Origin of the sequence: Nocardia aurantiaca (assembly GCF_009708175.1) — a bacterium.
In the GTDB taxonomy this organism is placed as follows: Bacteria; Actinomycetota; Actinomycetes; order Mycobacteriales; family Mycobacteriaceae; genus Nocardia; species Nocardia aurantiaca.
In genome coordinates, this window is record NZ_WMBB01000005.1 from 346,975 (window position 1) to 372,613 (window position 25,639).

Here is a 25,639-nt window from a genome sequence, read left to right on the forward strand (position 1 = left end):
CGGCAAGGCGTGTCGGCCAAGGTATCCCGGCCGGTCGGCCGACTCCGCGAGGAAAGCCACTGCCGGAAAATAGATTTCGAGCCGCGCAAGCCCCGGAACTGATCGCTGGACCCTCATCGCCTGGGACGGGGTGCGCTTTCTCGGCTCGGTGCGGGGGCGCGACCGAATCGTCTTGTGCCGCTCAATATTACGGCGGGCGTTGCGGCTGTCTCGGGCTGAGCTGCGTCCGGCGACCCCGGCGCAGCTCGATGAATATTGCTGCCTTACCGAATTACGGGCATGAACTCATCGACCCGATATCGGCACCGAGCGGTCGCATCGGAGTGCGGGCCATACGCGGCGAACTCCCGGACGGCCGGTAGCCCCGCGCTCACGCAGATCCAGCCAGGGTCAGCCGGTGATTTCCTTGGCCGCGCGCAGGCCTGAGCTGTAGGCACCGTGGACGGTACCGAAGGATTTGCGGTCGGTGGCCTCCCCCGCGAAGTGGACGCGGTCGTCGATGCCGGCGGCGAGGTGGTCGCGCATGTCGGGTGTGGAGCCGAGCTTGTTGAACGAGTAGGACCCGCGTGCGAAGGGGTCGGTAGACCAACGGGTGATCTGGTGTACCACGGGCGCGGGGATACCGGGCCCGTAGATGGTGCGCAGGGTCACCATGGCGCTGGCGACGAGGTCGGCCTCGCTCCAGGTTTCGCTGGTGCGGCCGAAGTCGGCGGCGTTGAACCCCAACAGAATTGGCTGGTCGGCGGCGCGGGAGTAATTGATCCACTGCCCCCACTGTCCCGCCTTGTCCTGGCCGGGCACGTAGGTCAGCCAGTCGGTGTCGGGCCAGAACTTGGTGGGGAACCGCAGATAGCACTTGTCGAGAACGCCCATGCCCAGCTTGCCGATCGCGGTGGTCTTGTCGGCGGGCAGGCCGGGACCGAATTCGACCGCGCCGCTCTGCAATACCCCCAGCGGCAGCGTGACCACGACGTGGTCGCCGTCGAAGGTGTGCGCGCCGGTGGTGACGGTGACACCGATGTCGTTCCAGTCGATACGAGTGACAACCTCGCCGGTGTGGACGGTCAGTCCTTTGGCGAGGTAGTCGGTGATCGCGCCGTAGCCGGCGGGGAACAGGACGTCCTTGCCTTTGATCTTGTCGTCGTCGTCGAAGTACAGGCTCGACAGGTCATCGACGCTGCCGGAGTATTCGTGTTCATAGTCGTTGAGCACCGAGGAGACCAGCGCCTTGTCGCGGTCGGACAGTGCGGGCCAGTTCACCGCGCGCTCCGCTACGGCTCGCAGTGACGCATCCCGAGCCTCGTCGGTGTCGTCGGCTTCGTCCTGGGCGTCGGTGAGGGCTTTGGCGATCTGGGTGCGCCAGTGTTCGATCGCCGCGGCGGTGGCCTTGTCGACCGGGTGGCCGTCGGTGCCGTAGTCGGTGCCGTTGTCGTAGCTGGTCGACACCGTGCGCGCGCCGGCCTTGCGGGCCAGGTCGGCGATGGGGTTGCCGTCGACGCCGTGTATCCAGGACGCGCCGAGATCGACCGGGACGTCGGGCCATTGGGTGCTGGTCCAGATGCGGCCGCCGATGCGGTCGCGGGCTTCGAGCACCACCACGTCCTGGCCGCGGTCGGCCAGGGCGCGGGCCGCGGCCAGACCGGCGATCCCGGCCCCGACCACGATCACCCGCCGCCGCCCACCCGCCGGGGTGGTGCCGGAATCGTCGTCGTCGCAGGCGGCCAACGCCAACAAGGCCAGAGCCGACAGGCCGGTGGTCTGCAGGAACCGGCGACGGTGCATCGTCATGGCCACCGAACCAATCTGTCACAGACTCTTCGCCGCGAGGGCCGGTCGTGCGACGTCGTAGAATGAAACGCTGATACGCCAAAGAATATCCTGAGACATCTGTGTGTCAAATGAGACCTATGGAGTTCGTTTAACGATGCGTACCGTTGCCGCGCAGGTGCTGGATTCGGCGATCCCGGTCCTGGCCAAGGACCGCGGGGCGTCGATGCAGGTCATCGCCACCCGCGCGGGTATCAGCCGCGCCACGCTGACCCGCATGTTCCCCACCCGTCAGCTCCTCGTGCAGGCCATGGCCGAGAAAATCCTCGACGACTGCGATCGGGCCCTGACCCGGGCCGAAGCCCACACCGGCTTCACCGACCAGGTCCTGGCCGGGCTCGTCGGCGAGTACCGGCCCTTCGCGCAACTGTGGAACCTGGTCTACGTCGAACCCGACGTGCTGGGCGCGCCCGCGGCCACCGAACGCGCCGAGGGGATTTTCGCCCGCACCATCGCGCTGCTGGCCGTCGGGCAGGACGCGGGCGTGTTGCGCACCGACATGCCCGCCACCTGGTTGGCCTCCACCTTCTGCGGGCTGGCCGAGACCGCGTGGGAACTCACCCTCGAAGGCCACATGGGCACCCGACAGGCCCCCGACTTCATCACCACCGTCCTCCTCCACGGCCTCAGCACCGCCACCACGACGGCGTCACGGATGCGATGACCACACCGGGCTGAGGTTCGCGCGCAGATCGGTGATCGGGTCGATGTGGTCGTTTCGGCTCGGACGCCTCGGTGACTCCTCTATTCGATCTCTCCATTACGAACGGTTCAGAGGAGGGTGCGGAGTGCATCAGCCGGGCAGTCGGTCACTCAGTGGCGGTATCCGGGCGGGAGATCAGGCAGGGAAAGGGCGGGGAACCGAGTTCGGACGGTGTCACCATGAAAGGGGAGCCGGTCGCCATGATGAGAGGTGGTGAGTGTGGCGGCAGTTGTGGAGCAGTACGCGGCGGTGCGGTGGGCCGCGGTGATCGCCTTCTGCCTGGCCGCCGCCCTGGTGGGCGCCAGGTTGGGGGCGGTGCGGCCGGATATGGGCGCCGGGTCCGGCGCGGATCGGGAGTCGGATGCCGCGCACCTGATGATGTGCCTGGTCATGCTGGGAATGCTGGTGTTTCCGACCGCCGCCGACCCGCACGCCGTGCGCGGGGTGTTGACGGCCATGGTGGTCGTGTACACGCTGGTGCTGGGAGATCGAATGCTGCGGTGGCGCAGCGGGATTCCGTGCGCGGGCACCGGGGGAGACCGGGTGGGCGCGTTCGTGTATCACGTGGTGGCCGCCGCGGCGATGCTGTACGCGATGAGCGGGCACGGGCCGCATGAGCACGGTATGCACGGGAACGGGGGGCCGGCGCCCGGACCCATGTTGGCCCTGGCAGCCCTGTTCACGGTGGATGCGGTGCTCATGGCGGCGCCGGGCCTGCGTCGCCGATTGCCGCATGTCTTCCCGCATCCCACGGGCGGGGCCGGATCGCTGGCCGTGGTGCCGCACCTGGTAATGGATCTCGGTACCGCCTACATGCTGGTCGCTGCCGCAGCTGGGTGACCCGGGGCCGTTCGACCTGTTCACCGTCCTAATGGTGAGATGGTGAGGGAAGGTCGGTTCGCCCGGATGGGCGTGGTCGCTATCGGGTGATGGAGGTGCGCTGGATGGGTTCGCTGTGGCATGGCTTCGCCGATATGGGTGCGGTCGAGCGGGATGGGGCGTTCGTGGTGGCGCGCGGCGAGGGCGCCTATATCTGGGACGAGAGTGGCACGCAGTATCTGGACGCCACCGGGGGTCTCTGGTTCGCCAATGTCGGCCACGGCCGTCGCGAGATCGCCGACGCGGTCGCCACGCAGCTGACCCAGGTCGCGCACTATTCCAACTTCGGTGACCTGGCCTCCCCGGTGACCCGGGATCTGGCGGAGCGGCTCTCGGTCCTCGCGCCGGTGCCCGGCAGCAAGATCTTCTTCACCTCCGGCGGCTCCGACGGCATCGACACCGCCGCCAAGCTGGCTCGCCGGTACTGGCAGGAGATGGGCCGCCCGGAAAAGACCATCCTGGTCGGCCGCCAGAAGGCATACCACGGCATGCATGTCGGCGGCACCGCGCTGGCCGGAATCCCGGTCAATGCCGAGGGCTACACCGGCGTCTTCATATCCGACACCCGCACCATCGAATGGGATCAGGCCAAGGCGCTGACCGCCCTCATCGAGGAGATCGGCGCGGACCGCATCGCGGCCTTCTTCGCCGAACCCATCATCGGCGCGGGCGGGGTCTACCTGCCGCCGGAGGGCTACCTCACCGAGGTCCGGCAGATCTGCCGCGACAACGACATCCTCTTCGTCGCCGACGAGGTCGTCACCGGCTTCGGCCGCATCGGCGGATCCTGGTTCGCCTCCTCGCGTTTCGGCCTCGAACCCGACCTCATGACCACCGCCAAGGGCCTCACCTCCGGGTACGTCCCGATGGGCGCGGTCTTCATCGCACCCCGTATCGCCGAACCGTTCTTCGCGGGCGGCGTGTGGTGGCGGCACGGCTACACCTACGGCGGCCACGCCGGCGCGGCAGCCGCGGCCATGGCCAACCTCGACATCTTCGAGCGCGAGAACCTGCTGGACGCCAGCAAGAACCTGGAATCGCTGCTGCACCAGTACTTCTCGCCGCTGGCCGAGCATCGGCGGGTGGCCGAGGTCCGCAGCGGGCTGGGCGCGGTGGCCGCCGTCCAGCTCGCCGACCCGGCCGAGGCGCCGGCCATGGTGAAAGCGCTGCGCGCCCAAAGGGTTTCGACCCGAGCGGCGGGTCAGGGCGCGCTCCAGATCTCCCCGTCGTTCGTCATCACCGAGGCGCAGGTCGCGGAAATGGCCGACCGCTTCACCCGCGCCCTGGGTTGAGCGCGGCCGGAACGGATCGCCTGACGCCTCATCCGGCCGTCGACGAGACACCGCCGGATACGCCGGAGCCGACGATGTGGACGCGCTCTACGCGTGAGCCACAGTGGCGTGATCACCAGCGAGCTCACCGAAGTCCCTTGGGAGCTGTGGGATTTCGCACCGCACATCCTGGGCGGTCACCGGCTCGCCCACGGGCCGGGGATCGGCCCGGCCGCCTGAGAATAACCAAGCCATCCGGTCACACGGTGCCGAAAAGGGCTGTGCCACCGCTAGAGGAGGATCGGATGATCGGCGACCACGCGGCCGCCGACGCGCGCCCAACCGTCGGAATCCCATTCGGTGAAGATCTGCGAGCCCTCACCCTGGGTGATGTTCAGGCCGCGGGTGAGCAGGGCGGTCAACGCGATGGCGGCCGCGCCGGTGGCCTGGTCCTCGGGAATTCCCATGGCGGGGGCGAACATTCGCGCGCGGACCGCGCCGCGCGGCTCGTTGGTCCAGGCCCAGCAGTAGTGCTGGCCTTCCGGGAAGTCGGCCGGATCCAGGGTGGCGATCTCGGCCGGATCCTCGAACTGGTGGAATTGGAACGCCGGGGTCCATTCGGCCCGGGCTCGGGCCCAGGTCAGGCCCTCGGAGAGGGTCACCTCGACCGGCCCGGCGGGTACGTCGATGATCTTGACAGGACGCTGCTGATCATTGAGCCACCATGCGGTGCCGACAGTGGGGTGCCCGGCGAAGCGCAGCTCGGTGGTGGGGGTGTAGATGCGCATCTTCACTCGCCCGTTGACCGGTTCGTCGACCACCACGGTCTCGCTGTAGCCGACGCGGGCCGCCAGCGCCTGATGGTCGGCATTCTCGACGGCGGAGCGGCGGACGATGCCGAGCAGATTGCCGAAACGCCCGGCCGCATCGGTGAACACACGCACGACTTCGATTTGAGCGCCATCACTTTCCGGAACGGTCATGTCAGGCGAGCTTACCGACAGTTATCGATTCGCGGGAGGGGCGAAGGTGTCGAGGATGTCGGTCAGGGCGCTCTTCTCGGTGGGAGGAGGCACGGTCAATTCCCAGCGCGTCTTCACTCTCATCCACCGCCGCGTGTCATCGCACCGGCGGGTTCGCCGCCGCGCCCCGACCGACCCGGGCCGAAGGCATTGCGGTCGTAGGATTCCCGGTCGCGGGTTCCGGGCGAGGGTGAGCCGATCCATTTTGGTCCCGCCTGCGCTGCGTCCAGTACCGGCGTACCCGCCGGTTCGACGGTCCGCGACGCGTCTTCGGGTGGGGCCTCACGCCGGTTCGGCCACAGCGTCATCCCGATCGCGGCGACCGCGCGGAAAGGGACGGACGTGGCGAGGAGTCTGCGTCGGCGCAGGGTCCGGGAGCGCGGGAAGGCCGGGCCTGTCCAGGCGATCCGGGCATTCCGCTCATTGGCGCCGACCAACGACTCGATTGCGGCAATTTATTAGCAAACATGCTGGGTCGGGCTGTGCCGACGAGATAAGGGGCCGTGCATCGCAGGATGCGCGGCCCCTTTCGCGGTAGTGCGAACTCAGACGGTGGCCGTGGCCAGCGCCTCGGTCGTCGTGACGGCCTGGCCCACGCCCGCCATGATCGCGGCCGCGCGCAGCGCCTCGAAGATCACCTCGCGTGACACGCCCGCCTCGCGCAACGTGTGCTCATGTGCCTCCAGGCAGTGCTGGCAGCCGTTGATCGAGGAGACCGCGAACGACCACAGCTCGAAATCGGCCTTGTCCACACCCGGATTGCCGATGATCTGCATGCGCAGGCCCGCGCGCAGATCGTCGTAGCGGCCCTCCAGGAACGCCTTGCCGCGGTAGAACACATTGTTCATGCCCATGATCGACGCGGCGCCCAGCGCGGCGTTGTAGGCCTCCGCCGACAGCACGTCGGCGGCTTCCTCGGCGACCTCCCGCAGCGTGGTGGCCGACCGGGTGGCCGCGGCGGTCGCCAGCAGCGTGCCCCACAGCTGCTGCTCGTTGAGCACGGTGGTGCGCGCCAGTGAGGACAGGTTGAGCTTCAGATCCTTGGCGTACTCGGGTAGCGAGTTCTTCAGATTTTCGATGGTCACGACGAATTCCCTTGCGAGCCTTGTTACACCGACGCGGTCATGAGCTCGCCGGCCTTGATGGTCGGGTCGCCCTTCTTCCAGTTGCAGGCGCACAGTTCGTCGGACTGCAGCGCGTCCAGCACCCGAAGCACCTCGTCGACATTGCGGCCCACCGAGCCGGCGGTGACGGACACGAACTGGATCTCGTTGTTCGGGTCGACGATGAAGGTGGCGCGGTCGGCGACGCCGTCGGCATTGAGAACGCCGGTGGCGGTGGCCAGTTCGCGCTTGAGGTCGCTCATCATCGGGAAGGGCAGAGTCTTGAGGTCCTCGTGCTGGGCGCGCCACTGGAAGTGGACGAACTCGTTGTCCACCGAAGCCCCCAGGACCTGGGCGTCGCGGTCGGCGAACTCATCGTTCAGCTTGCCGAACGCGGCGATCTCGGTCGGGCACACGAAGGTGAAGTCCTTGGGCCAGAAGAAGACGATGCGCCACTTGCCGACGTAGTCGTCGCTCGAGATCTGGGTGAAGTAGTCGTCGGGCTGCTGAGCGTTCACCTTCGAGAGGTCACCGCCGATGACAGCCTTCAGGTTGTAGGCGGGGAACTGATCGCCGATGGTCAGCAGGGCCATGCTTGCTCTCCTCATATGTAGTCGTGCCGATTGGGTCGAGACGTATACGATCTTCGCCGAACTGCGCTAAGAGGTAAACGTGATCGGTCGCACTATACTGATAGGCGTGACTGATCAAACTTATCAGCCCACCCTGTCACAGCTGCGTGCGTTCGCGGCCGTCGCGGAATTTCGGCACTTCGGCACCGCGGCGACGCGGCTCGGTGTGAGCCAGCCCACGTTATCGCAGGCGCTGGCATCACTGGAAAACGGACTCGGGCTGCAGTTGATCGAGCGCAGTACGCGCCGGGTCCTGGTCACCGCCGACGGCAAACGGCTGCTGCCGCAAGCCATCGCCACCCTCGAGGCCGCTGACCGATTCGTCGCCTCCGCCGCTGGTGAGGGGCTGCGCGGAACCCTGCGCCTGGGCATCATTCCGACCGTCGCGCCGTACGTGCTGCCCAAGCTACTGCCCGAATTGCGTACGCGGGTGCCCGCGCTGGCGCCGCATGTCATCGAGGATCAGACGGCGCGGCTGCTCGACGGGCTGCGCTCCGGCGTCCTGGACGTGGCAGTGCTGGCCCTGCCCGCCGAGGCGGCGGGCCTGGTCGAGATACCGCTCTATGCAGAGGAGTTCGTGCTCGTCCTGCCGCGCGGGCACGAGCTGGCCGGGCGCGACGACCTGAAACCGGCCGACCTCGACGCGCTGCCGCTGCTTTTGCTCGACGAGGGGCACTGCCTGCGCGAGCAGACCCTGGAGCTGTGCCGGGCCAATGAGGCGCACCCGAGCGCGGTCGGCGACACCCGGGCGGCTTCGCTGGCCACGGTGGTGCAGTGCGTCGCCGGTGATCTCGGGGTCACCCTGATCCCGGCCATGGCGGTGGCCGCCGAAACCTCGCGCGGCACCTTGGACATCGCGACGTTCGCCGCGCCCGCGCCGGGGCGCACGGTGGGGCTGGCGTTCCGGTCGTCCACGGCGCGGGGCGATGACTACGGTCTGCTCGCCGAGATCATCCGGGAGTGCCGGCCGTGCTGAGGACTCGTCCGACAACACCGACAAATCCGGCAACCTGCGCGGTTGCGTCGCTCGAGGGTGTCTGAAACGCTCTGGCCTATGCGGATTCACCAATGCTTCAGGCAACTCGGCACCTAGGACAACCGGATACCGACTGGATACGTGGGGCAAATGAAAATTCACCACCTGAACTGCGGCACCATGGGATTCGGACTCATCGACCATTGCCTGCTCATCGAGACCCGGGACACGCTGGCGCTCGTCGACACCGGGTTCGGGCTGGAGGCCGTGCGGCAGCCCGGGAAGATGCTGGGTGCCGGCCGTTTCCTGATGGGGGCGAAACCGACCGAGGCCGAGACGGCGGTGCGCCAGATCCAGCGGCTGGGCTATGACCCGCGCGATGTCCGCCACGTCATCCTCACCCATCTCGACCTGGACCACTCCGGCGGGCTGTCGGACTTCCCCGAGGCGACCGTGCACGTCCACGGCCCCGAATTCCGGGCCGCCACCGCCACTCCCACGCTGTCCGAACGACTGCGGTATCGCGCCGCGCAGTGGGCGCACGGGCCCAAGTGGATGGTGAACGAGGTCGAGGGCGGGCAGGACTGGTTCGGGTTCACCGCGGTGCGCGATCTGCCAGGGCTGCCGTCGGAGATCCTGGTGGTGCCGCTGGCCGGGCACACCCGCGGGCACGCCGGGGTCGCGATCGACCATGGCAATGGATGGCTGCTGCACGCGGGTGACTCGTTCTTCGCTGAGTCCAGCGTCCATCCGGAAGAGCCGTTCACGCCGTTCTGGTGGAAGGTCTACGAGACCGGAGCCATTGTGGGCGACGCCTATCGGGCCAATCAGCGGCGGCTACGCGAGCTGAGAAAGCTGCACGGGCACCAGGTGACCATCATCAACTCGCACGACGCGGGCATCTTCGCACGGACAGTCGGCAGATGACGGACCGGTGGGCGCGGAAACTCCCCTCTGCGAGTGATCCGCTTTTCGTGTACGGGACCTTGCAGTTCGGCTCGGTGCTCACCGCATTGATCGGGCGCGAACCGGCAATGGAGCCGGCGCGGTCGATCGGGCGCCGCGCCGCCGCGCTGCCCGGTCGCGCGTATCCGGGATTGGTAACCGCCGCCGACTCCATGGCAGACGGGTTCCTGCTCACCGGGCTCACCGCCGAGGAGTGGCGGGTGCTCGATGCCTTCGAGGACGACGAATACGACCTGCTGCCGGTATCGGTGCAGGTGGGGGAGCGAACCGAGTACGCGTGGACCTACGCCTGGACCGCCGAGGTCGAGGAGCACGATTGGTCGGCCGCGGTGTTCGCGTCCGAGCACCTGCCGCGATACCTGAGGAAAAGCGCTGGGCGACTCTGAGCGCCGACCTTGCTGTTCTGCTGAGCCGATCACGAGTCCCTCCCGGAGCTTGTTTCGAACGGATTCGAGGCTCGGCCCGACGCGCCACTCGACGTGGGTGATGCGCAATCGTCCACGCGCGGCATCGTAGGCCGTGACACGCCGAGACCTGTTGTCAGCGGGAAGGATTCGCCCACCTCACGGCGCTCGCATGTGCCGCTGGGCGCTGGTGCTCCGAGGCGTTGATCGGCCGATGGGCTGTGCTCGAGCTGGTCGAGTGACGTAGAGACTCGGCGGCGTTCGGCCACCTGGCACCGGCCGTGGACGATCGTGAAATCTGATGTGCCGGTAGTTCTTCCCGGAGGTTCACCGGCGCAAGCGCAACCGCGGGGCATTTCCGGGGACGGGCCGTGCCCGGGATCATGGCACGAGTGTGCGCTGCCTGAATCGTCAGGCAGCGCACAAGGTTTCAGGAGACGGAGCGCGGGGGCAACCCGAGATGACCTCGGTCGTGTGGCTCGCTCATTGCCGTCCGTTCAGCTGGCGCGGGTTGCTGCGTGGCGGCTCCAACCGGCGCCGATGACGGCGGCATTCAGTGCGTCGAGGCCGAACGCCTCGACCGGGCCCAGAGCGCCAGTGTCGAGGAGACCGCCGTCCAGCGCTGTGTGCGCTGCCCAGGCCAGCATCGTCGCGGTGAATTCATACGGGTCGCCGCCACCGAGAGTGACCGTGGCCACGAGGTTTTCGGAGTCGTCGAAGGCCTCGGCGACCGCCCAGCCGCGTGTACGGGCCCGAGCCTGGGCGTCAGGTCCTCCCCCGGAGCCTTGGACGGTTCGAGCCAGCGCGACGTCGAATCCGTGCGCGAGCGGTGCGAGCCGTCCCACGGCCGCGGCCAACCTCGAACCGATCCGCAGGCCACGAGCCGCGACCGGAGGTAGGCCGAGGAAGACGTCGACCGCACGCAGGTTCGGGTGGGAGCGAGCCAAGGCGAAGTGCTCGGATCCGGGGATCGACACGCCCGTGCGGGCTCTTCCGGCAACCTCGAAGCTGCGCAGGCGCGCTGCGGCGGGCTCGGTGGCGACCTTGCCGTCACGCAGGGCGAAGCCACGTTCGAACAGCATCCCGGCTATGGAGGCGCGGGTTCCGCCGCTGGTGCTGGGGGCGTCCATGAAGTAGCCGACGTCGACCCGGACCGCGGTGGGTGCCTCACGCAGCGCCAGCCCGGCGGCCAGATTGCCTGGCACGTAATCGAACCCCACCGCGGTCAGCAGTGCTGCGCCGGCGGCGCGGGCCTGGTCGTCGCGCTCGAATACGGTGCGGATGAAGGGCCCTTCCCCGGTGGAGTCGATGTAGTGGGCGCCGGCGGAGATCGCCGCGTCCAGCGCGGGTCCGCCGTGGCGCAAGAACGGCCCGACCGTTGTCACCAATACATCTCCGCGATCGAGCAGAGCCTTCACCGAGGCAGGGTCGGTGACATCAGCGACGGCGGTTCGGGCGCCGCCGAGGTCGGTGGCGAGTTTCGCGAGGGCGGTGGCGTTGCGCCCGGCCAGCACCGGCGAATCGCCGCGTGCGGTCAGGGCTTCGGCGGTCAGGCGCCCGGTATACCCGGTCGCCCCGAACAATACGATCTTCGGCATTGTCGTCCTACCTGCTCTTCTGCTCGTGGTCGAGGATTGCCAGCCGGTCGTCCGGGACCAGATGGGTGATACGGAGATCGCGCAGCACGATGCCGGGCTTGCTCGCGCGGACCGGGCGGACCGCCCTCAGCAGTTCCACACAGGTCAAATGATCGGCCGGGTGGACGTCGTCAGTGGGATGGAAATCGACGGTGGCCGTCGCGGTTCCGGACGCGGTGGTGGTGACGAGGCGGTAGCGCAGCGGGCCGGCGCCGGTGCCCCGCGTTCGGATCGAGCGGTAGCTGATCCGGTCGCCGAGGGTGTGCACGGCACCGGACTCCTCGGTGTCGACGACCGGGGCTTCGGAACGGACATCGGCGAAGGCGGCGTCCTCCAGCACGCGCAGGCCGGCGAAGTAGTAAGCGGTCAATACGTGGTCGGGCACCGTATCCCACGGATAGACGGCGTCCTCGGGGAGGTTGATCTCCTCGTGCAAGTCGATCCGGGTGATCTCTTTGGTCGCGGCGGCGAGCGAGCGGGTGAGCCGGGCCGCCACCGCCGATTGGAAGCCGCCGGTGGCGTGCAGTGTGGACGCTCCGGCGCGGCAGGCATCCCGGACTTCGTCCAGTGGCAAGGCGTCGAGGGGAAGCGCGGTGACCACGTCGCGGCCCGCGCCGAGATGGAAAGGGATCTCGCTGACATCGGCGGACAGGTGGAGGACCACCGCGGCCGAGGAAGGTTCCGCGACAACGACATCCGGGTGCGCGGCGATCCGATCGGCCAGACGCCCGGCGCCGAGCACCGCGATCGGAAACGGGGAGTTCATGCGGTCTCCAGACGAAATCGAGGGCTCAGATCGGGCATCGCGACACCGGGCGGCGCCGCGCACAGTTCCGGGATGACATCGAGCATCGCCTTGACCGAGATATCAGTGACCGCGGACCAGTCACCGCCGTACGACTCGTCGTCGAGTTCGTTACGCATCTCGATCCGGGCCGGGCTGCCGTCGAGCGTGATCACGTGCCCACCGGTCAGGCTGCGGGGATGATCCGGCCCGAGGTGGGCATTGCCCAGCCCGACGTGCCAGCATTCCGCATTGGTCATGAACAGCCGGTCGCCGATGTAGCCGCGGTAGCTCATATGGATGGCGCCGACCGAACCGGGCTCGATCACGCTGCCGCCCGCCCGCACCCGTATCCGCGCCGGCACCGGATACACGTGCCGCTCCACCCGAACCTGATCGGCGCCGACGCCGAACAGCGTGTGCGCGACATTGGCGAGCACCGCGTCGAAGTAGAAGTGCTGCATGAGCGCGATCGCGTGATTGGAGTCGACCGCGCTCAGCGGCATCCCGAAACCGAGACTGGCCAGCCCGCCCCACATCCCGTCCGGCGCCTGCGACAGATCGCCGACCTCCAGGAACTTCACCTCGCGCACCTCGTTCAGCAGCCCGGCCAAGCGCAGCAGCAGTTGCTCCACCATAAGCCCCGGATGCAGGCCGGTGCCGTGCAGCGACACCCCGCCCCGCAGGCAGGCCGCCTGGAGTCGTTCGCCGGACGCGCGGCGCGGAACAGCCAGATCCACCATCGGTCCGGCCAGCCGATCGAGGACCGGCCGAGCGAACCGGGCCGGACTCGAATCCACCACGCGCATCAGCGTTTTCAGTGCCGACAATGCCCTGGGCAAGTGCGACCCGAAGGCGCTGCCGGTCACCCGTATCTGCGACACCGTGCGCAATACTTCCAGCGGGGAACGCGATTCGGACAACCAGGTCGGCATGGCAGGATTGTGGTAGGACGCTGCGGACACCACGTTCTTGCCGGATTCCAGCAGATCCAGCACATCGGCGTCCGCGCCCTGCACGAGCGCGGGCGTGGTGGGCGTGTGCACCACGCAATCTGCCTCCAGCGCAAGGATTTCCGCCTTCGATGTGGTCGCCCTGGTTCCCACCGGCGGCAGCCCTGCCAGCTCGCCGATATCCCTCCCGTGCTTGTTCGGGTTGAACACCTTGACCCCGACTACTTCGAAGTCGGGCGATTCCAGCGCTGTGCGCAGCGCCCGCCCTCCCATGTCGCCGGGACCCCAGATGATCAGTCGATACGGACGTGTCACAACTGCCTCCTAGCCGTCCGCGGTATATCTAGCACGTCAGGATATGAGATACAAAGAGTTTGACTCTCTTATCATCTCGCGCCGGGTGCTGCGTTCTCATGGAGAGACGCGAACCGAGCTCGACATCGATGCATACGACTCGAGCGACGATGACGAGAAAGCCTGACGGCCGGCGACGCCAGTCGTCGAGATGGTCGCGCGATGACCGAATCTGATCCGATCCGAGTGGAACTCAGCGCCGCTGGCAGGATGTCCCCGGTCGGCGACCGTGTTTCCGGGGTGGTCACGCTGACCCCGCACCCGGGTGCGGTTGGTTTGTTCGTCGACTCGGGTCGGCCGTCCCGGCCGCGGTCCGCGCAGTCCTGCGACGACTTCGACAGAGATTGCCGGCACTCACCCGTCTGCTCGGGCGGGAAGACGACGCTGTGGTCGGTGCCACCACGCGGTGTGGCGGGAGAATTCGGTCCTGCTCAGCGAGACTGTATGACACTGGACACATTCGTGCGGTAGAAGTTGGTCGCATGGATGCAGAGGGCACTGGTCAACTGGTGGCAAGCGCGCGGTCGCAGGCGCTCGGGGATCTTTTGCGGCGCAGCGCCGCCCGGGTCCCGGACAAGATCGCGCTGGTCTGGCGGGAACGGCGGGAGAGCTACGCCGACCTGGACGCGGCGGTGAACCGGGTCGCGCACAGCCTGGCCGATCGCGGTGTGACGCAGGGCGATCGGATCGCGATCTACTCGCACAACTGCCGCGAATTCGTGCTCGCTTACTTCGCGCTGGCACGGCTGGGCGCGATTTCGGTGCCCATCAACTTCATGCTCACCGCCGATGAGGTCGCGTTCATCCTCGAGCACTCCGGTGCCGTGGGCCTGGTCACCGAGGACGGGCTGGCAGGGGAGGCCGAGGCCGCGGTGAAGCAGCTGGGCGACAGTGAGATCCGGCTGTTCGGATGGATCGGGCTTTCGGGACTGCCCGCGGCGGCCGGGTGGGAGGACGTGAGCGCCTGGGAGCACCACGCCGATACCTCGGCGCCGGAGGTGTTCGTCGGCGACGACGATCCCATCCAGATCATGTACACCTCCGGCACGGAGTCGCGCCCCAAGGGCGCGACGCTGTCCAGCCGTGGGCTCATCGCGCAGTACACCAGCGCGGTCGTGGACGGGCGCATGAGCGCGGACGATATCGAGGTGCACGCGCTGCCGCTATACCACTGCGCCCAGCTGCACTGCTTCCTCACGCCCGACCTGTGGCTGGGGGCGACCAGCATCCTGTTGCCGGGCCCCGACCCGGCGACCGTCCTGCGCACCATCGAAACCGAGCGCGCCACCAAACTGTTCTGCCCGCCCACCGTGTGGGTCTCGCTGCTGCGGCATCCCGACTTCGACAGCTTCGACCTGTCCTCGCTGCGCAAGGGCTACTACGGCGCGAGCATCATGCCGGTCGAGGTGCTGATCGAACTCTCCGAGCGACTGCCCGGCGTGGGTCTCACCAATTTCTACGGCCAGACCGAACTCGCCCCGCTGGCAACGGTTCTCGCCCCCGAGGACCAGCTGACCAAGCCCGGCTCGGCGGGCCGGCCGGCCCTCAACGTCGAAACCCGCGTGGTCGATGACGACGACGTCCCGGTGGGCGTCGGCGTGGTCGGCGAGATCGTGCACCGCTCCCCGCAGGCGATGCTCTGCTACTGGAACGATCCCGCCAAAACCGCGGAAACCTTCCGCGGCGGCTGGTTCCACAGCGGCGACCTCGGCGTCATGGACGCCGACGGCTACCTCAGCGTCGTCGACCGCAAGAAGGACATGATCAAGTCCGGCGGCGAGAACGTCGCCAGCCGCGAGGTCGAAGAGGTCCTCTACGAGCACCCCGATGTCTCCGAGGCCGCCGTGGTCGGCATCCCGCATCCGCACTGGATCGAGGCCGTCACCGCGATCGTGGTGACGCGCGACGGAACCGACCCGGCCGTCGCCGACATCATCACCCACTGCAAACAACGCCTGGCGGGCTACAAGGTCCCCAAATACGTGACATTCGTTGCGGCCCTGCCCAAGAACCCCAGCGGCAAGATCCTCAAACGCGAACTGCGCACCGCCCACGCCCATCTCGCCGCCGAGGCCTGATCAGGCGATCCCGTCCGCGATATTCGCGCGATCGCCGGGGTCCGCACTCGGGGCCCCGGCGAACCAGGCATCGATCTCGCGCGGCTGTGCCCGCGCCGTCGGTCGCAGGGGTCGAGGCCGGCACATTGGCGTCGTTCCATTTCGAGCGCTCGGGCTCATGCCCGGGACGGCATCCGGCCGAGACACCAGCGGTCGGTCATCGACCGGCCGCGCGAGCCAGTTCCTCGGGGTAGCGGGCGCCGGCGATGGCGTCGGAGGGCGCGGCGGCTTCGATCCGGGCCAGGTCGTCGGTGGTCAGTGTGATGTCGGTGGCCGCGACGTTCTGCTCGAGGTAGGCGCGGCGTTTGGTGCCGGGGATGGGGACTACGTCGTCGCCGCGGGATTGGACCCAGGCGAGCGCCAATTGGCCGGGGGTGACGCCCTTTTCGTCAGCGAGGGCGCGGAGGGCCTCGACGATGGCGAGGTTGGCGTCGAGGTTGCCGTCGGTGAAGCGGGGCAGGCGGCGGCGCATGTCGCCGACGGGCAGGTCGGCGGTGGAAGTGATTGCGCCGGTGAGGAAGCCGCGGCCCAGTGGGGAGAACGGGACGATGCCGATACCGAGCTCGCGGCAGGTGGGCAGGACCTCGGCTTCGATGTCCCGGGTCCACAGGGACCATTCGCTCTGCAGGGCGGTCACCGGGTGGACGGCGTGGGCGCGGCGGATGGTCGCGGCCGAGGCCTCGGAGATGCCGAGGTAGCGCACCTTGCCGGCCTGGACCAGTTCCGAGAGCGCTCCCCAGGTTTCCTCCACGGGCACATCGGGGTCGACGCGGTGCTGGTAGTAGAGGTCGATGTGGTCGACGCCCAGGCGGGAGAGGGACTCGTCGCAGGACTGCTTGACGTAGGCGGCGTCGCCGCGGGCGCCCATCGCGCCCTTCTCGCCCCAGACGATGCCGAACTTGGTGGCCAGCACGACCCGGTCGCGGCGGTCGGCGATGGCGCGGCCGACCAGGCGCTCATTGGTTTCGGGGCCGTAGATGTCGGCGGTGTCGAGCAGGGTGACGCCGAGGTCCAGGGCGCGGTGGATGGTGGCGATGGACTCGGCGTCATTGTCGCGCACGCCGTAGGCGCTGCTCATGCCCATGCAGCCGAGGCCCTGCGCGCCGATGGTCAGTTCGCCGAGCTTTCTGGTCGCGATCATGCGGTGAATCCTCCTCGGTAAGGCTGGAATTCGTGGCGGGAGCCGCTCACGGACACGACGCTACGACCTGGAGCGCACTCCAAGTCAACCGCGGATCAGCGACGGTTGGGCAGGTGATGGCGCAGCAGCACCGTGAGCTGGGTGCTGGCGTCGGTGAAGGGCAGCGCGGACTTCAGCGCCCGGCTCTGCACGATCGCGCCCTCGATCACCGACAGCGTGAAACCGGACAGCGAGCATGCCGTCGCCCGCTCGATCCCGGCCTCCACCAACCCGTCGGCCAGCCGTGCGGTCCATTCGGAGAATGCCTGCCCGGCGGCGGACTGCAGGGTCGGATCGAGTTCGTCGAGGGCGGCGGCCATCATGAACGATCCCGCGCGGAACTCGCTGGTCTCCAATTGGCCGCGCCAGAAGCCCAGCAGCTCGTCGACCCACTCCTCCAGCGACGGTGCGACCGGGAGCGCGTCGGACATCCGGCTCACATGCGAGTAGACCATGCGGGACACGATGCGGGCCGCGGTCGCGACCAATTCGCCCTTGCCCGAAGGGAAGTGCTGATAGAGCGAGTTTCTGGACGCATTGCTGCGCTTGAGCAGCTCGTTCAGGCCGGCGGCGTGCACGCCGTGCTCCTGGACCGTGGTGATGGTGCTCGCGATCAATCGGGCGCGCGGTCCGGCCGTCATGCAAATCCCTCCAGCCCTTGTGTGAACCGATCGGTCCATGTTAAACCTTTTCCTATGTGAACCGATCGGTTCACGTCGAGAGGAATCCGCGCATGCCAGTCCAGATCGCCACCGCCGCCCCGGTCGCCCACGCCGCGTTGCTCGGCCTGGGCGTCTATCGCCCACGCCGGGTGGTCCCCAATGCCGAGATCGTCGAGCGCATCGACTCCTCGGACGAATGGATCCGGACCCGCTCCGGCATCGAGGCCCGCCACTGGGCCGAACCCGACGAGACCATCGTCAGCATGAGCACCGCCGCCGCCGCCGACGCTCTCGCCGCCGCCGGCGTCACCGCGCAGCAGATCGACGCGGTCATCCTGGCCACGTCCTCGCAGATGGTGCTCGGCCCGTCGGCCGGGGCCGTGGTCGCCACCGAACTCGGCATGCACGACACCGCCGCCTTCGACGTGTCGGCCGGGTGCGCGGGCTTCTGCTACGCGCTGGCCAATGGCGCCAACCTGGTGCGCGCCGGGCAGGCCCGGCACGTGCTGGTGATCGGCGTGGAGCGGCTCTCGGACCTGCTCGATCGGGACGACCGCACCTGTGCGTTCATCTTCGCCGACGGAGCGGGCGCGGTCGTGGTGGGCCCGTCGGACGCCGAGGGCATCGGCCCGGTGGCCTGGGGCTCGGACGGCAGCCAAACCGCGGCGATCAAGCAGGACAAGGACTTTCAGCAGTACTTCGCCGAGGTGGCCGAGGCCGAGGCCACCGGTGGCACCACGGTGCGGCCTTACATCCGAATGAACGGGACCGCCGTATTCCGTTGGGCCGTAACATTTTTGGAGAAGGCGTGCCGCGACGCGCTGGATCAGGCGGGCCTCACCGTCGAGGATCTGGACGCGTTCGTCCCGCACCAGGCCAACAGCCGCATCACCGACGCGCTGGTGCGCGCCCTGCACATGCCCGAAAACATCGCTGTCGCAAGGGATATCGCCGAAACCGGCAACACCAGTGCCGCCTCCATCCCGATGGCCATGGAGCAACTGCTGCGCTCCGGTGCCGCCCAGCCGGGCGACACCGCGCTGCTGCTGGGCTTCGGCGCGGGCCTGGCCTACGCCGGTCAGGTGGTCAAGCTCCCCGCCATCGCCTGAGGATCGGCCCGAAGACAACGAAATCCGTTGTGTCAGACCACGGAAACCGTAGCAATCGCAAAGCGCCCCCGCACGAGTTCGTGCGGGGGCGCTTCGGGACAGAGCTGATCGACTAGACGGTCACGCCCACACGCAGCGCGTGCGGCTCGATCGCGCCACGGACGAGGGCCTGCTCGTCGATGGTCTGCGCCTTGTAGGGAAGGGTCGGCAGGGTGCCGGTCATCTTGGCCACGGGATCCGCGATCGCCTTCGGAGTGCCGAAGATGAAGGTCCACTCGTGCTCGTCGCTCACATACGGGACGACGGTCTCGAACAGGTTGTGGAAGCGGGTCCACGAGCGCTTGAGCGTCTCGTTGCGCCACATGGTCTGACAGCCGGCCTGCGCGGCGAGCACCCCGCCTTCGGCCAGCAGCGCCTTGCAGCGGTTGAGGAAGTCGTCCTCGTAGAGGCGGTTGTGCTGCGCGTCCTCGACCCGCTCGTCCGGCAGGTCGATGCAGATCATGTCGTAGCGCACGCCCGCGGCCTCGGCCTCGGCCAGGAAGTCCCAGCCGTCGGCATAGTGCATCTTGATCGGGCCGGTCTGCGCGACCGCCTCGGCCAGGTCGGCCCGGGTGTAGCCGTAGGGGAGGTGCTCGGCGCACAACTCCACCTCCAACTGGTCGATGTCGACGTGATCGACGAGCGATGCGCCCGCGGCCACCGACATCTGTGAGGCGACGCCCTCACCGGAACCGATGATCAGCACCTTGTCCAGCTTCTCGGCCAGCGCGTAGCCCGGGACCAGCATGGCCTCGTGGTAGGTGAGCTGCGAGAACTCGGTGGACTGGCGGTCGTCGTCGGAGAACAGGGAGATGCCCTGCTCGGTGCGCGCGATCACCATGTGCTGGAACGGGGTGTTGGTGTCCACGATGGTTTCCGTGGTGTTCCACACCCGGGTCAGGCCCTCGCCGACGGGTTCGTGGATCCGGCGGGCGGTGTGGCCGCGCTGGATGACCTCGATATTGACCGAACCCGGCGACAGCTCCTGCTGCAGCAGTTCGACCGCCTTGGTGGCGCCGGAACCGATGCTGCCGCAAGTGAATACGTCGACGAAAATGTCGCCGGACTCAGGGTAGGTGTGAATCGAGGCGTGCGACTCGGCCAGGAGGGCCAGGATGGTGACACCCTGCGGCTCGAACTTCTTGCTCACCACATCGCAGATGGTCACCCCCGCGGCGACCAGCGATTTTCGAAGCGCGGTTTCGAGTCGTTCGAGGTCGTCACAGAGGCCAGCGTCGACACCACCGAACTCGGCCAGCACATGCCAGCCGGTGAATTCTGCCGTGATCATGGCTAAAACTCACTCTCGCTCAGCGCCAGTGACATGAACAGTCAAAGGCGGAAAACCGTTGAAGGACACCGACGAATAGCTCGCCGTATAGGCGCCGGTCTCGAGGATCCGAACGGGATCACCGGCTCGCAACGTGGTCGGAAGGAGGACACGAGTGCGTTGATAGAGTACATCGTCGCCGTCACAAGTAGGACCAGCTACCACTGCTTCGTCCTTCGGATCCGTGTCCCGATCGGTTTCGAATCGGTAGGCGATGTACTCGTTCTCAGTCTCGGCCATACCGTTGTAGCGGCCGATATCGAGGTATACCCAGCGCCGCCCGTCCGGCGCGATGCGAACATTCACCACTTCGGCGTGAATCACACCGGTGTTGCCCACCAGGGCGCGACCGGGCTCCACGACGAGTTCGGTGTGTTCCGGGAGATAGCGGGCCGCCGAGTCGGCGATCGCCGCGCCCAGCTCCGCGAGTCCGGGAGCTGGGTCGGCGTACGAAATCGGCAGTCCCCCACCGATATTCACCGCAGTGACAGGAATGTCCTTGACAGCCAACGCTTCTGCGATGGCCCCCGCCTGCTCGATGCCGATGCCCCACGCGTTCGGGTCCAGCTGCTGCGAACCGACGTGGAAATAGGGGCCGACCACCTGCAAGCCGAGATCGCGGGCGCGCACCAGCAGGCGCGTGGCCTCGCCGGGCGCGCAGCCGAACTTGGTCCCGAACGGCGTCTGCGACTGCGGAGCCGACGACAGGAACCGGCACTCGACCTCCGAGCCCGGCGCATGCTCGGCGATGCGTTCCAGGTCGTCCTCGGTGTCGAAGGCGTAGCGGCGCACACCCGCCGCGGAGGCGGTGGCGATCTGCGAGGCCTTCTTGATCGGGTTGCCGTAGCACATGACGGCCGGATCGACGCCCTGCTCCAGGCAGAGTTCGATCTCGCCGACGCTGGCGACGTCGAACTCGGCGCCCTCGTCATTCAGCAGCCGGATGATCTCCGGCAACGGACTCGCCTTGACGGCGAAGCGAATTCGCGCCGAAGGTAGCGCGGCACGCAGTGCGCGGAAGTTCGCGCGCACCCGGTTCAGGTCGACGACCAGACAGGGCGACTCGGGCAGGTTTCGATCGGTCAATCTAAGGGAACTCTCCGTGGTTCGGTGGGCGAGCCGGAATTTGGCAACAGTGCGCGAGAATAGCAGCGTTCGGCCTCGAAAAACGAACCGGTGCTGGGTCGACTGCATCACGCTATCGCGGCCGGAGCCCGGCGGCGACGTCCAGCGGCTTACAGGAGTGTGACAGGAAGAGGGCCGCGAGCGGCCCCGGTGTTCTCCGGGTCAGCCCGCGCTGACCGAGACCTCGTCGAACACAACCTCGCCCGCGGCATCGGATTCGGACAGGTCGACGACGGCGTCGATGGACCAGCCGTGATCCCCGGCCGGATCGTCGAGCACCTGCCGCACCCGCCAGAAGCCGGGCCGCTGCTCGACCTGGAACAGCTTCGGGCCTCGGGCGTTCGGGCCGGTGCCGATGGTGTCGTATTCGGCGAAATAGGGGCCGAATTCGGCCTCCCAGTCCAGCTCGTCGCCCAGTTCGGCGAGCGCCTCCCAACGCCGCAGCGCCGCCAGGTCCACGCGCCGGAACATCGCATTGCGTACCAGCACCCGGAAGGCGCGCTCGTTGGCGGAGATGGGTCGCACCGTCTCGGCCCCGAAGGCCACCTGCTGCTCGTCGGATTCGGCGCCCGGATTCGTGAGCTGCTCCCATTCGTCGAGCAGGCTGGAATCCACCTGCCGGATCAGCTCGCCCAGCCATTCGGTGATGTCGTCGAGTTCCTCGGTGCGCGCCTGCTCCGGCACGGTCCGGCGCAGCGCGCGGTAGGCGTCGGCCAGATAGCGCAGCACCACGCCCTCGGAGCGGGCCAGCTCGTAGCCGGATACCAATTCGGCGAAGGTCATGGAGCGCTCGACCATTTCGCGCACCACGGATTTGGGGGAGGGCTCGAACTCCGAGACCCAGGGGTGTCCGCCCTTGTAGGTCTCGAACGCGGGCTCGATGAGCTCGGCCAGGGGCTTGGGCCAGGTGACCTCTTCGAGCAGTTCCATGCGCTCTTCGTATTCGATGCCGTCGGCCTTCATCTCCGCGACGGCCTCGCCGCGCGCCTTGTGCTGCTGGGCCATGAGCAGTTGGCGCGGGTCCTCGAGGGTGGACTCGATGAGCGAGATGACATCGACGGTGTAGGTCGGCGACTCCTTGTCCAGCAGCTCCAATGCGGCCAGCGCGAACGGTGACAGCGGCTGGTCCAGGGCGAAGTCGCGTTGCAGGTCCACGGTCAGCCGCGCCCGGCGGCCGTACTGGTCGGGTTCGTCGAGTTGCTGCACCACACCGGCGTCCCGCAGCGCCCGGTACAGCCGGATCGCCTTGAGGATGTGCTTGCGCTGCGCGGGCCGCGGCTCATGGTTCTCCTCCAGCAGATGCCGCATGGCGTCGAAACAATTGCCTTTGCGCGCAATCACATTCAGCAGCATGGAGTTGGTCACGTTGAACCGCGAGACCATGGGTTCGGGCGAGGCCGCGACCAGCCTGTCGAAGGTCTCCTCCGACCAGGACACGAAGCCCTCCGGTGGCTTGCGCTTCTGGACCTTCTTCAGCTTCTTGGGGTCGTCGCCGGCCTTGGCGATCAGCCGCGCGTTCTCCACCTCGTGCTCGGGCGCCTGCACCACGACCGTGCCCATGGTGTCGTAGCCCGCGCGCCCGGCCCGGCCCGCGATCTGATGGAACTCGCGGGCATTGAGCCGGCGGGTGCGCACGCCGTCGAACTTGGTGAGCCCGGTGAGCAGCACTGTGCGGATCGGCACATTGATGCCGACACCGAGGGTGTCTGTGCCGCACACCACTTTCAGCAGCCCGTCCTGCGCGAGCTTCTCGACCAGTCGCCGGTACTTGGGCAGCATGCCCGCGTGGTGCACGCCGATGCCGTGGCGGATGAACCGCGACAGCGTCTTGCCGAAGCCGGTCGCGAAGCGGAACTCTCCGATGGCCGCGGCGATGGCCTCCTTCTCCGCCTTGGAGGAGATGTTCACGCTCATCAGCGCCTGCGCCCGCTCCATGGCCGCCGCCTGGGTGAAGTGCACGACGTACACCGGCGCGAGGCTGGTGGTCACCAGATCCTCGAGCGTCTCGGTGATCGGGGTGCGCACATACGAAAAGCTCAGCGGCACCGGCCGTTCGGAGCCGGAGACGATGGCGGTCTCGCGGCCGGTGCGCTCGGTGAGGTCCGCGGAGAAGAAGTCGACCTCGCCCAGGGTCGCCGACATGAGCAGGAACTGCGCCTTGGGCAGTTCGATCAGCGGCACCTGCCACGCCCAGCCGCGATCCGGGTCGGCGTAGTAGTGGAACTCGTCCATGACGACCTGGCCGACATTGGCCGCCGCGCCCTCGCGCAACGCCAGATTCGCCAGGATCTCCGCGGTGGCGCAGATGATCGGCGCCTCCGGGTTCACCGCCGCGTCGCCGGTCACCATGCCCACCCGGTCGGCTCCGAAGATGTCGCACAGCGCGAAGAACTTCTCGCTCACCAGCGCCTTGATCGGCGCGGTGTAGTAACTGCGCTCGCCCTTGTTCAAGGCGGCGAAGTGCGCGCCCAGCGCGACCAGCGACTTACCGGAACCGGTCGGGGTGTTCAGGATGACGTTGGACCCCGTCACCAGCTCCAGCAGCGCTTCTTCCTGCGCCGGGTACAGCTTCAGGCCCGCCGAGCTCGCCCAGTCGGCGAAGGTCTCGTACAACCACTCCGGGTCCACGTCGGATATGGCACGGTCGGGAACCAAGTCGGACAGCTGCACGCCGTCCAACGTTACCGGTCGGCGCCGGGAAAGCCGGTAGCGGCCACTACCGTAGCGGCGGGTTCTCCGGTCCGTCGCCGTCGGCGTACCCAGCCTGCTCGGCCAGGAAGCGCTCGAACTCCGCACCCAGCTCGTCACCGGTGGGCAGGTCGTTCTCGCTGGCCAGCAGGCTGGACTGGCGTTCCTGGGCGGTGATGAAGCTGTCGTACTGGCGTTCCAGGGCCTCGACCACCGTCTCCACCTCGGAATTGCCTGCGATGTGCTCGTTGACCTGTTCGCGCACCCGTGCGGCGGCGTCGGTGAGCGCGGCGAGGGGAAGTTCGAGTCCCGCGTTCTCGGCGACGTTCTCCAGCAGCGTCTGCGCGGCCTCCGGGTAGGCGGTCTGGGTCAGGTAGTGCGGCACATGCACCGAGAAGCCGACCGACTCGTGCCCGTGCTGGGCCATCCGGAACTCCAGCAGCGAGGACGCGCTGCCCGGCACCTGCAGCTCACCCGGCCAGCGCTGGTGATCGCCGATCAGGTCGGAGTCGGAGGCGTGCGCGGTGACGCCGAGCGGACGGGTATGCGGGATCGCCATGGGAATCGCGCTCAGCCCGATGGTGCGGCGCACGCCGAGCTGTTCGGCCAGCAGACGCACCGCCGTGACGAACCGTTCCCAGCGCAGGTCCGGTTCCAGCCCGGCCAGCAGCAGGAACGGCGTGCCGGCGGTGTCCTTGAGCGCCCATAGGCTCAGTTCCGGCTCGGTGTAGTCGGAGAAGTGGTCGGTCTTGAATGTCATGAGCGGACGCCGCGAGCGATAGTCGAGCAGCTCGTCCATGTCGAAGGAGGCCACCAGTTCGTGCTCGAGGCTTTCCTTCAGATGCGTGGTGGCGAGGCGTACCGCGTGCCCGGCGTCGGTGAAACCCTCGAGACCGTGCACCAGAACCGGACCCGAGCCGTCGGCGGACGACAGCTGCGGAGCCGGGAACTCCAGCTCGTACATTCGCGACTCGTAGTCCATCGCGTACTCCTTCCTGCGTGGCCCACTTACGCGACCAACCACATTGTCCCTCACGGGCATGACAGGTGTGCAGCACCCGCACCAGGTGTGCAACACGCCGAACCCGAACACGCATTCCCGGGTGTTTGCCGCGCGGCGTGGCATTCGGTGTGAACAGCCGATTTTCGGCATAGTGGGCGGAGTGACCGCGCCTTTCCGAACCACCGCACGCAGCAGCCGCAAGACCGCTCGCACCGTGGGGGTCATGGCGCTGGGCGGGCTGCTCGCCGCCTGTGGGACCACGGTCTCCGGTCACCCGACCGACGCCCGCGATCCGGTGCCGACGGCCGCCGCCGACAGCGGTCTGGCGAGGTTGCTGCCGGATCCGTCGCAGTTCCCCTCGCAGTACACCGCCGTCATGCTGCCCGTCGACGCCGCGAGCCAGGCCGCCAACGATTTGGAAGGCTACCTGCCGGGGGCACAAGTGGATCCGAGCAGCTGTGCACCGGTCGCGCCGACCGCCGGACCGGTCGTCTCGGTGGGCACCAACGATGCCACCCGCGCCACTCTCACCGTGGCGCTCACCCGCTCCGGCACGCCGCTGTCGGCGCTGCGAGATCAGTTGCGGCGCTGCGGGACCGTGCGCGTCGGTCATTCGGGCGTGACCTCGGTGGTGGCCACGCAATTGGATCCGCCGCCGCCGGTCGATGCCGACGACTCACTCGCCCTGCGCCGCACGGTCGGCACCGAGAACAGCGCGCCCGGGCTCACCCGCACGATGCAGACCCTGGTGGGTCAGATCGGCGATGTGCGAATCGCTGTGACGTACATGACCTCCGGGTCCACCACGGACAGCGAGGCCCTCGACACCCTGTTCACGACGGCGGTGCGCAAGGTCCGCAGGGGCTGAGAACCCG

At 67.9% G+C, this 25,639-nt stretch carries 23 protein-coding genes; 10 read left to right on the plus strand and 13 right to left on the minus strand.

Features of this window, described 5'->3' with window-relative positions; translation table 11 throughout:
* Positions 1-390: 390 nt before the first annotated feature.
* Positions 391-1,788: a flavin monoamine oxidase family protein gene (locus GLP40_RS12695; RefSeq protein ID WP_328290059.1), complete on the minus strand. Its 1,398-nt coding sequence runs from the start codon at positions 1,786-1,788 to the stop codon at positions 391-393.
* Positions 1,789-1,924: 136 nt separating this feature from the next.
* Between GLP40_RS12695 and GLP40_RS12700 the strand changes: the two genes are divergently transcribed.
* The 4 genes from GLP40_RS12700 (at position 1,925) to GLP40_RS34460 (ending at position 4,920) form a co-directional block, all read left to right on the plus strand.
* Entirely contained in the window at positions 1,925-2,491 is a 567-nt protein-coding gene (locus tag GLP40_RS12700) for a TetR/AcrR family transcriptional regulator (protein WP_154788060.1), read from the plus strand.
* A gap of 258 nt (positions 2,492-2,749) precedes the next feature.
* Positions 2,750-3,370: a DUF5134 domain-containing protein gene (locus GLP40_RS12705; RefSeq protein WP_154788061.1), complete on the plus strand. Its 621-nt coding sequence runs from the start codon at positions 2,750-2,752 to the stop codon at positions 3,368-3,370.
* A 104-nt stretch (positions 3,371-3,474) separates the two neighbouring features.
* The gene (locus GLP40_RS12710) at positions 3,475-4,701 is read left to right on the plus strand and encodes an aminotransferase family protein (RefSeq protein WP_154788062.1); all 1,227 of its coding nucleotides are present in this window, start codon (positions 3,475-3,477) and stop codon (positions 4,699-4,701) included.
* Between the two features lie 93 nt (positions 4,702-4,794).
* Entirely contained in the window at positions 4,795-4,920 is a 126-nt protein-coding gene (locus tag GLP40_RS34460) for a hypothetical protein (RefSeq protein WP_268867108.1), read from the plus strand.
* Positions 4,921-4,970: 50 nt separating this feature from the next.
* Here the strand turns inward: GLP40_RS34460 and GLP40_RS12715 are convergent, their stop codons facing one another.
* The 3 genes from GLP40_RS12715 to GLP40_RS12725 form a co-directional block, all read right to left on the minus strand.
* Positions 4,971-5,663 (minus strand): PhzF family phenazine biosynthesis protein, encoded by a 693-nt coding sequence (locus GLP40_RS12715; RefSeq protein WP_154788063.1) that lies wholly within the window; start codon positions 5,661-5,663, stop codon positions 4,971-4,973.
* 584 nt (positions 5,664-6,247) lie between these two features.
* Positions 6,248-6,787 (minus strand): carboxymuconolactone decarboxylase family protein, encoded by a 540-nt coding sequence (locus GLP40_RS12720; RefSeq protein ID WP_328290060.1) that lies wholly within the window; start codon positions 6,785-6,787, stop codon positions 6,248-6,250.
* 23 nt (positions 6,788-6,810) lie between these two features.
* Positions 6,811-7,398 carry a peroxiredoxin gene (locus tag GLP40_RS12725; protein WP_154788064.1) on the minus strand — a complete coding sequence of 196 codons (588 nt, stop codon included), beginning with the start codon at positions 7,396-7,398 and terminating at the stop codon, positions 6,811-6,813.
* Between the two features lie 106 nt (positions 7,399-7,504).
* Between GLP40_RS12725 and GLP40_RS12730 the strand changes: the two genes are divergently transcribed.
* From GLP40_RS12730 to GLP40_RS12740, 3 genes are all read left to right on the plus strand, one after another.
* Complete coding sequence (locus GLP40_RS12730) at positions 7,505-8,413, plus strand: hydrogen peroxide-inducible genes activator (protein ID WP_328290061.1); 909 nt, start codon at positions 7,505-7,507, stop codon at positions 8,411-8,413.
* Between the two features lie 150 nt (positions 8,414-8,563).
* Positions 8,564-9,340, plus strand: a complete 777-nt coding sequence (locus GLP40_RS12735) for an MBL fold metallo-hydrolase (RefSeq protein WP_154788065.1) — start codon at positions 8,564-8,566, stop codon at positions 9,338-9,340.
* Complete coding sequence (locus GLP40_RS12740; protein ID WP_154788066.1) at positions 9,337-9,765, plus strand: gamma-glutamylcyclotransferase family protein; 429 nt, start codon at positions 9,337-9,339, stop codon at positions 9,763-9,765. The genes GLP40_RS12735 and GLP40_RS12740 overlap by 4 nt, the downstream gene beginning before the upstream one ends.
* A gap of 515 nt (positions 9,766-10,280) precedes the next feature.
* Here the strand turns inward: GLP40_RS12740 and GLP40_RS12745 are convergent.
* The 3 genes from GLP40_RS12745 to GLP40_RS12755 are packed head-to-tail and all read right to left on the minus strand — an operon-like array spanning position 10,281 to position 13,472.
* Entirely contained in the window at positions 10,281-11,381 is a 1,101-nt protein-coding gene (locus GLP40_RS12745) for a saccharopine dehydrogenase family protein (RefSeq protein ID WP_154788067.1), read from the minus strand.
* Positions 11,382-11,388: 7 nt separating this feature from the next.
* On the minus strand, positions 11,389-12,186 hold the full coding sequence (locus tag GLP40_RS12750) for a hypothetical protein (RefSeq protein WP_154788068.1): 798 nt from the start codon (positions 12,184-12,186) through the stop codon (positions 11,389-11,391).
* Positions 12,183-13,472 carry a hypothetical protein gene (locus GLP40_RS12755; RefSeq protein WP_154788069.1) on the minus strand — a complete coding sequence of 430 codons (1,290 nt, stop codon included), beginning with the start codon at positions 13,470-13,472 and terminating at the stop codon, positions 12,183-12,185. Before GLP40_RS12755 ends, GLP40_RS12750 begins: the two co-directional genes overlap by 4 nt.
* A gap of 521 nt (positions 13,473-13,993) precedes the next feature.
* On the opposite strand from GLP40_RS12755, the gene GLP40_RS12760 reads away from it, so the two are divergent.
* Entirely contained in the window at positions 13,994-15,589 is a 1,596-nt protein-coding gene (locus tag GLP40_RS12760; RefSeq protein ID WP_154788070.1) for an acyl-CoA synthetase, read from the plus strand.
* A 196-nt stretch (positions 15,590-15,785) separates the two neighbouring features.
* Here the strand turns inward: GLP40_RS12760 and GLP40_RS12765 are convergent, their stop codons facing one another.
* Positions 15,786-16,769 carry an aldo/keto reductase gene (locus GLP40_RS12765; protein ID WP_154788071.1) on the minus strand — a complete coding sequence of 328 codons (984 nt, stop codon included), beginning with the start codon at positions 16,767-16,769 and terminating at the stop codon, positions 15,786-15,788.
* A gap of 95 nt (positions 16,770-16,864) precedes the next feature.
* Positions 16,865-17,449 carry a TetR/AcrR family transcriptional regulator gene (locus GLP40_RS12770; protein WP_154788072.1) on the minus strand — a complete coding sequence of 195 codons (585 nt, stop codon included), beginning with the start codon at positions 17,447-17,449 and terminating at the stop codon, positions 16,865-16,867.
* A 92-nt stretch (positions 17,450-17,541) separates the two neighbouring features.
* Here GLP40_RS12770 and GLP40_RS12775 point away from each other — a divergent pair, with 92 nt between their 5' ends.
* On the plus strand, positions 17,542-18,579 hold the full coding sequence (locus GLP40_RS12775) for a beta-ketoacyl-ACP synthase III (RefSeq protein ID WP_154788073.1): 1,038 nt from the start codon (positions 17,542-17,544) through the stop codon (positions 18,577-18,579).
* Between the two features lie 112 nt (positions 18,580-18,691).
* On the opposite strand, the gene speD is transcribed toward GLP40_RS12775, so the two are convergent.
* The 4 genes from speD to GLP40_RS12795 all read right to left on the minus strand — a co-directional run bounded on the left by speD (position 18,692) and on the right by GLP40_RS12795 (position 24,743).
* Positions 18,692-19,906 carry an adenosylmethionine decarboxylase gene (gene speD / locus GLP40_RS12780; RefSeq protein WP_328290105.1) on the minus strand — a complete coding sequence of 405 codons (1,215 nt, stop codon included), beginning with the start codon at positions 19,904-19,906 and terminating at the stop codon, positions 18,692-18,694.
* A 12-nt stretch (positions 19,907-19,918) separates the two neighbouring features.
* Complete coding sequence (locus GLP40_RS12785) at positions 19,919-21,019, minus strand: type III PLP-dependent enzyme (RefSeq protein WP_154788248.1); 1,101 nt, start codon at positions 21,017-21,019, stop codon at positions 19,919-19,921.
* A 216-nt stretch (positions 21,020-21,235) separates the two neighbouring features.
* Positions 21,236-23,743, minus strand: coding sequence for a DEAD/DEAH box helicase (locus tag GLP40_RS12790; RefSeq protein WP_328290062.1), 2,508 nt, complete (start codon positions 23,741-23,743; stop codon positions 21,236-21,238).
* A gap of 46 nt (positions 23,744-23,789) precedes the next feature.
* The gene (locus tag GLP40_RS12795; protein WP_154788076.1) at positions 23,790-24,743 is read right to left on the minus strand and encodes a proteasome assembly chaperone family protein; all 954 of its coding nucleotides are present in this window, start codon (positions 24,741-24,743) and stop codon (positions 23,790-23,792) included.
* Positions 24,744-24,924: 181 nt separating this feature from the next.
* Here GLP40_RS12795 and GLP40_RS12800 point away from each other — a divergent pair, with 181 nt between their 5' ends.
* The gene (locus GLP40_RS12800; RefSeq protein ID WP_328290063.1) at positions 24,925-25,632 is read left to right on the plus strand and encodes a sensor domain-containing protein; all 708 of its coding nucleotides are present in this window, start codon (positions 24,925-24,927) and stop codon (positions 25,630-25,632) included.
* Positions 25,633-25,639 lie beyond the last annotated feature (7 nt).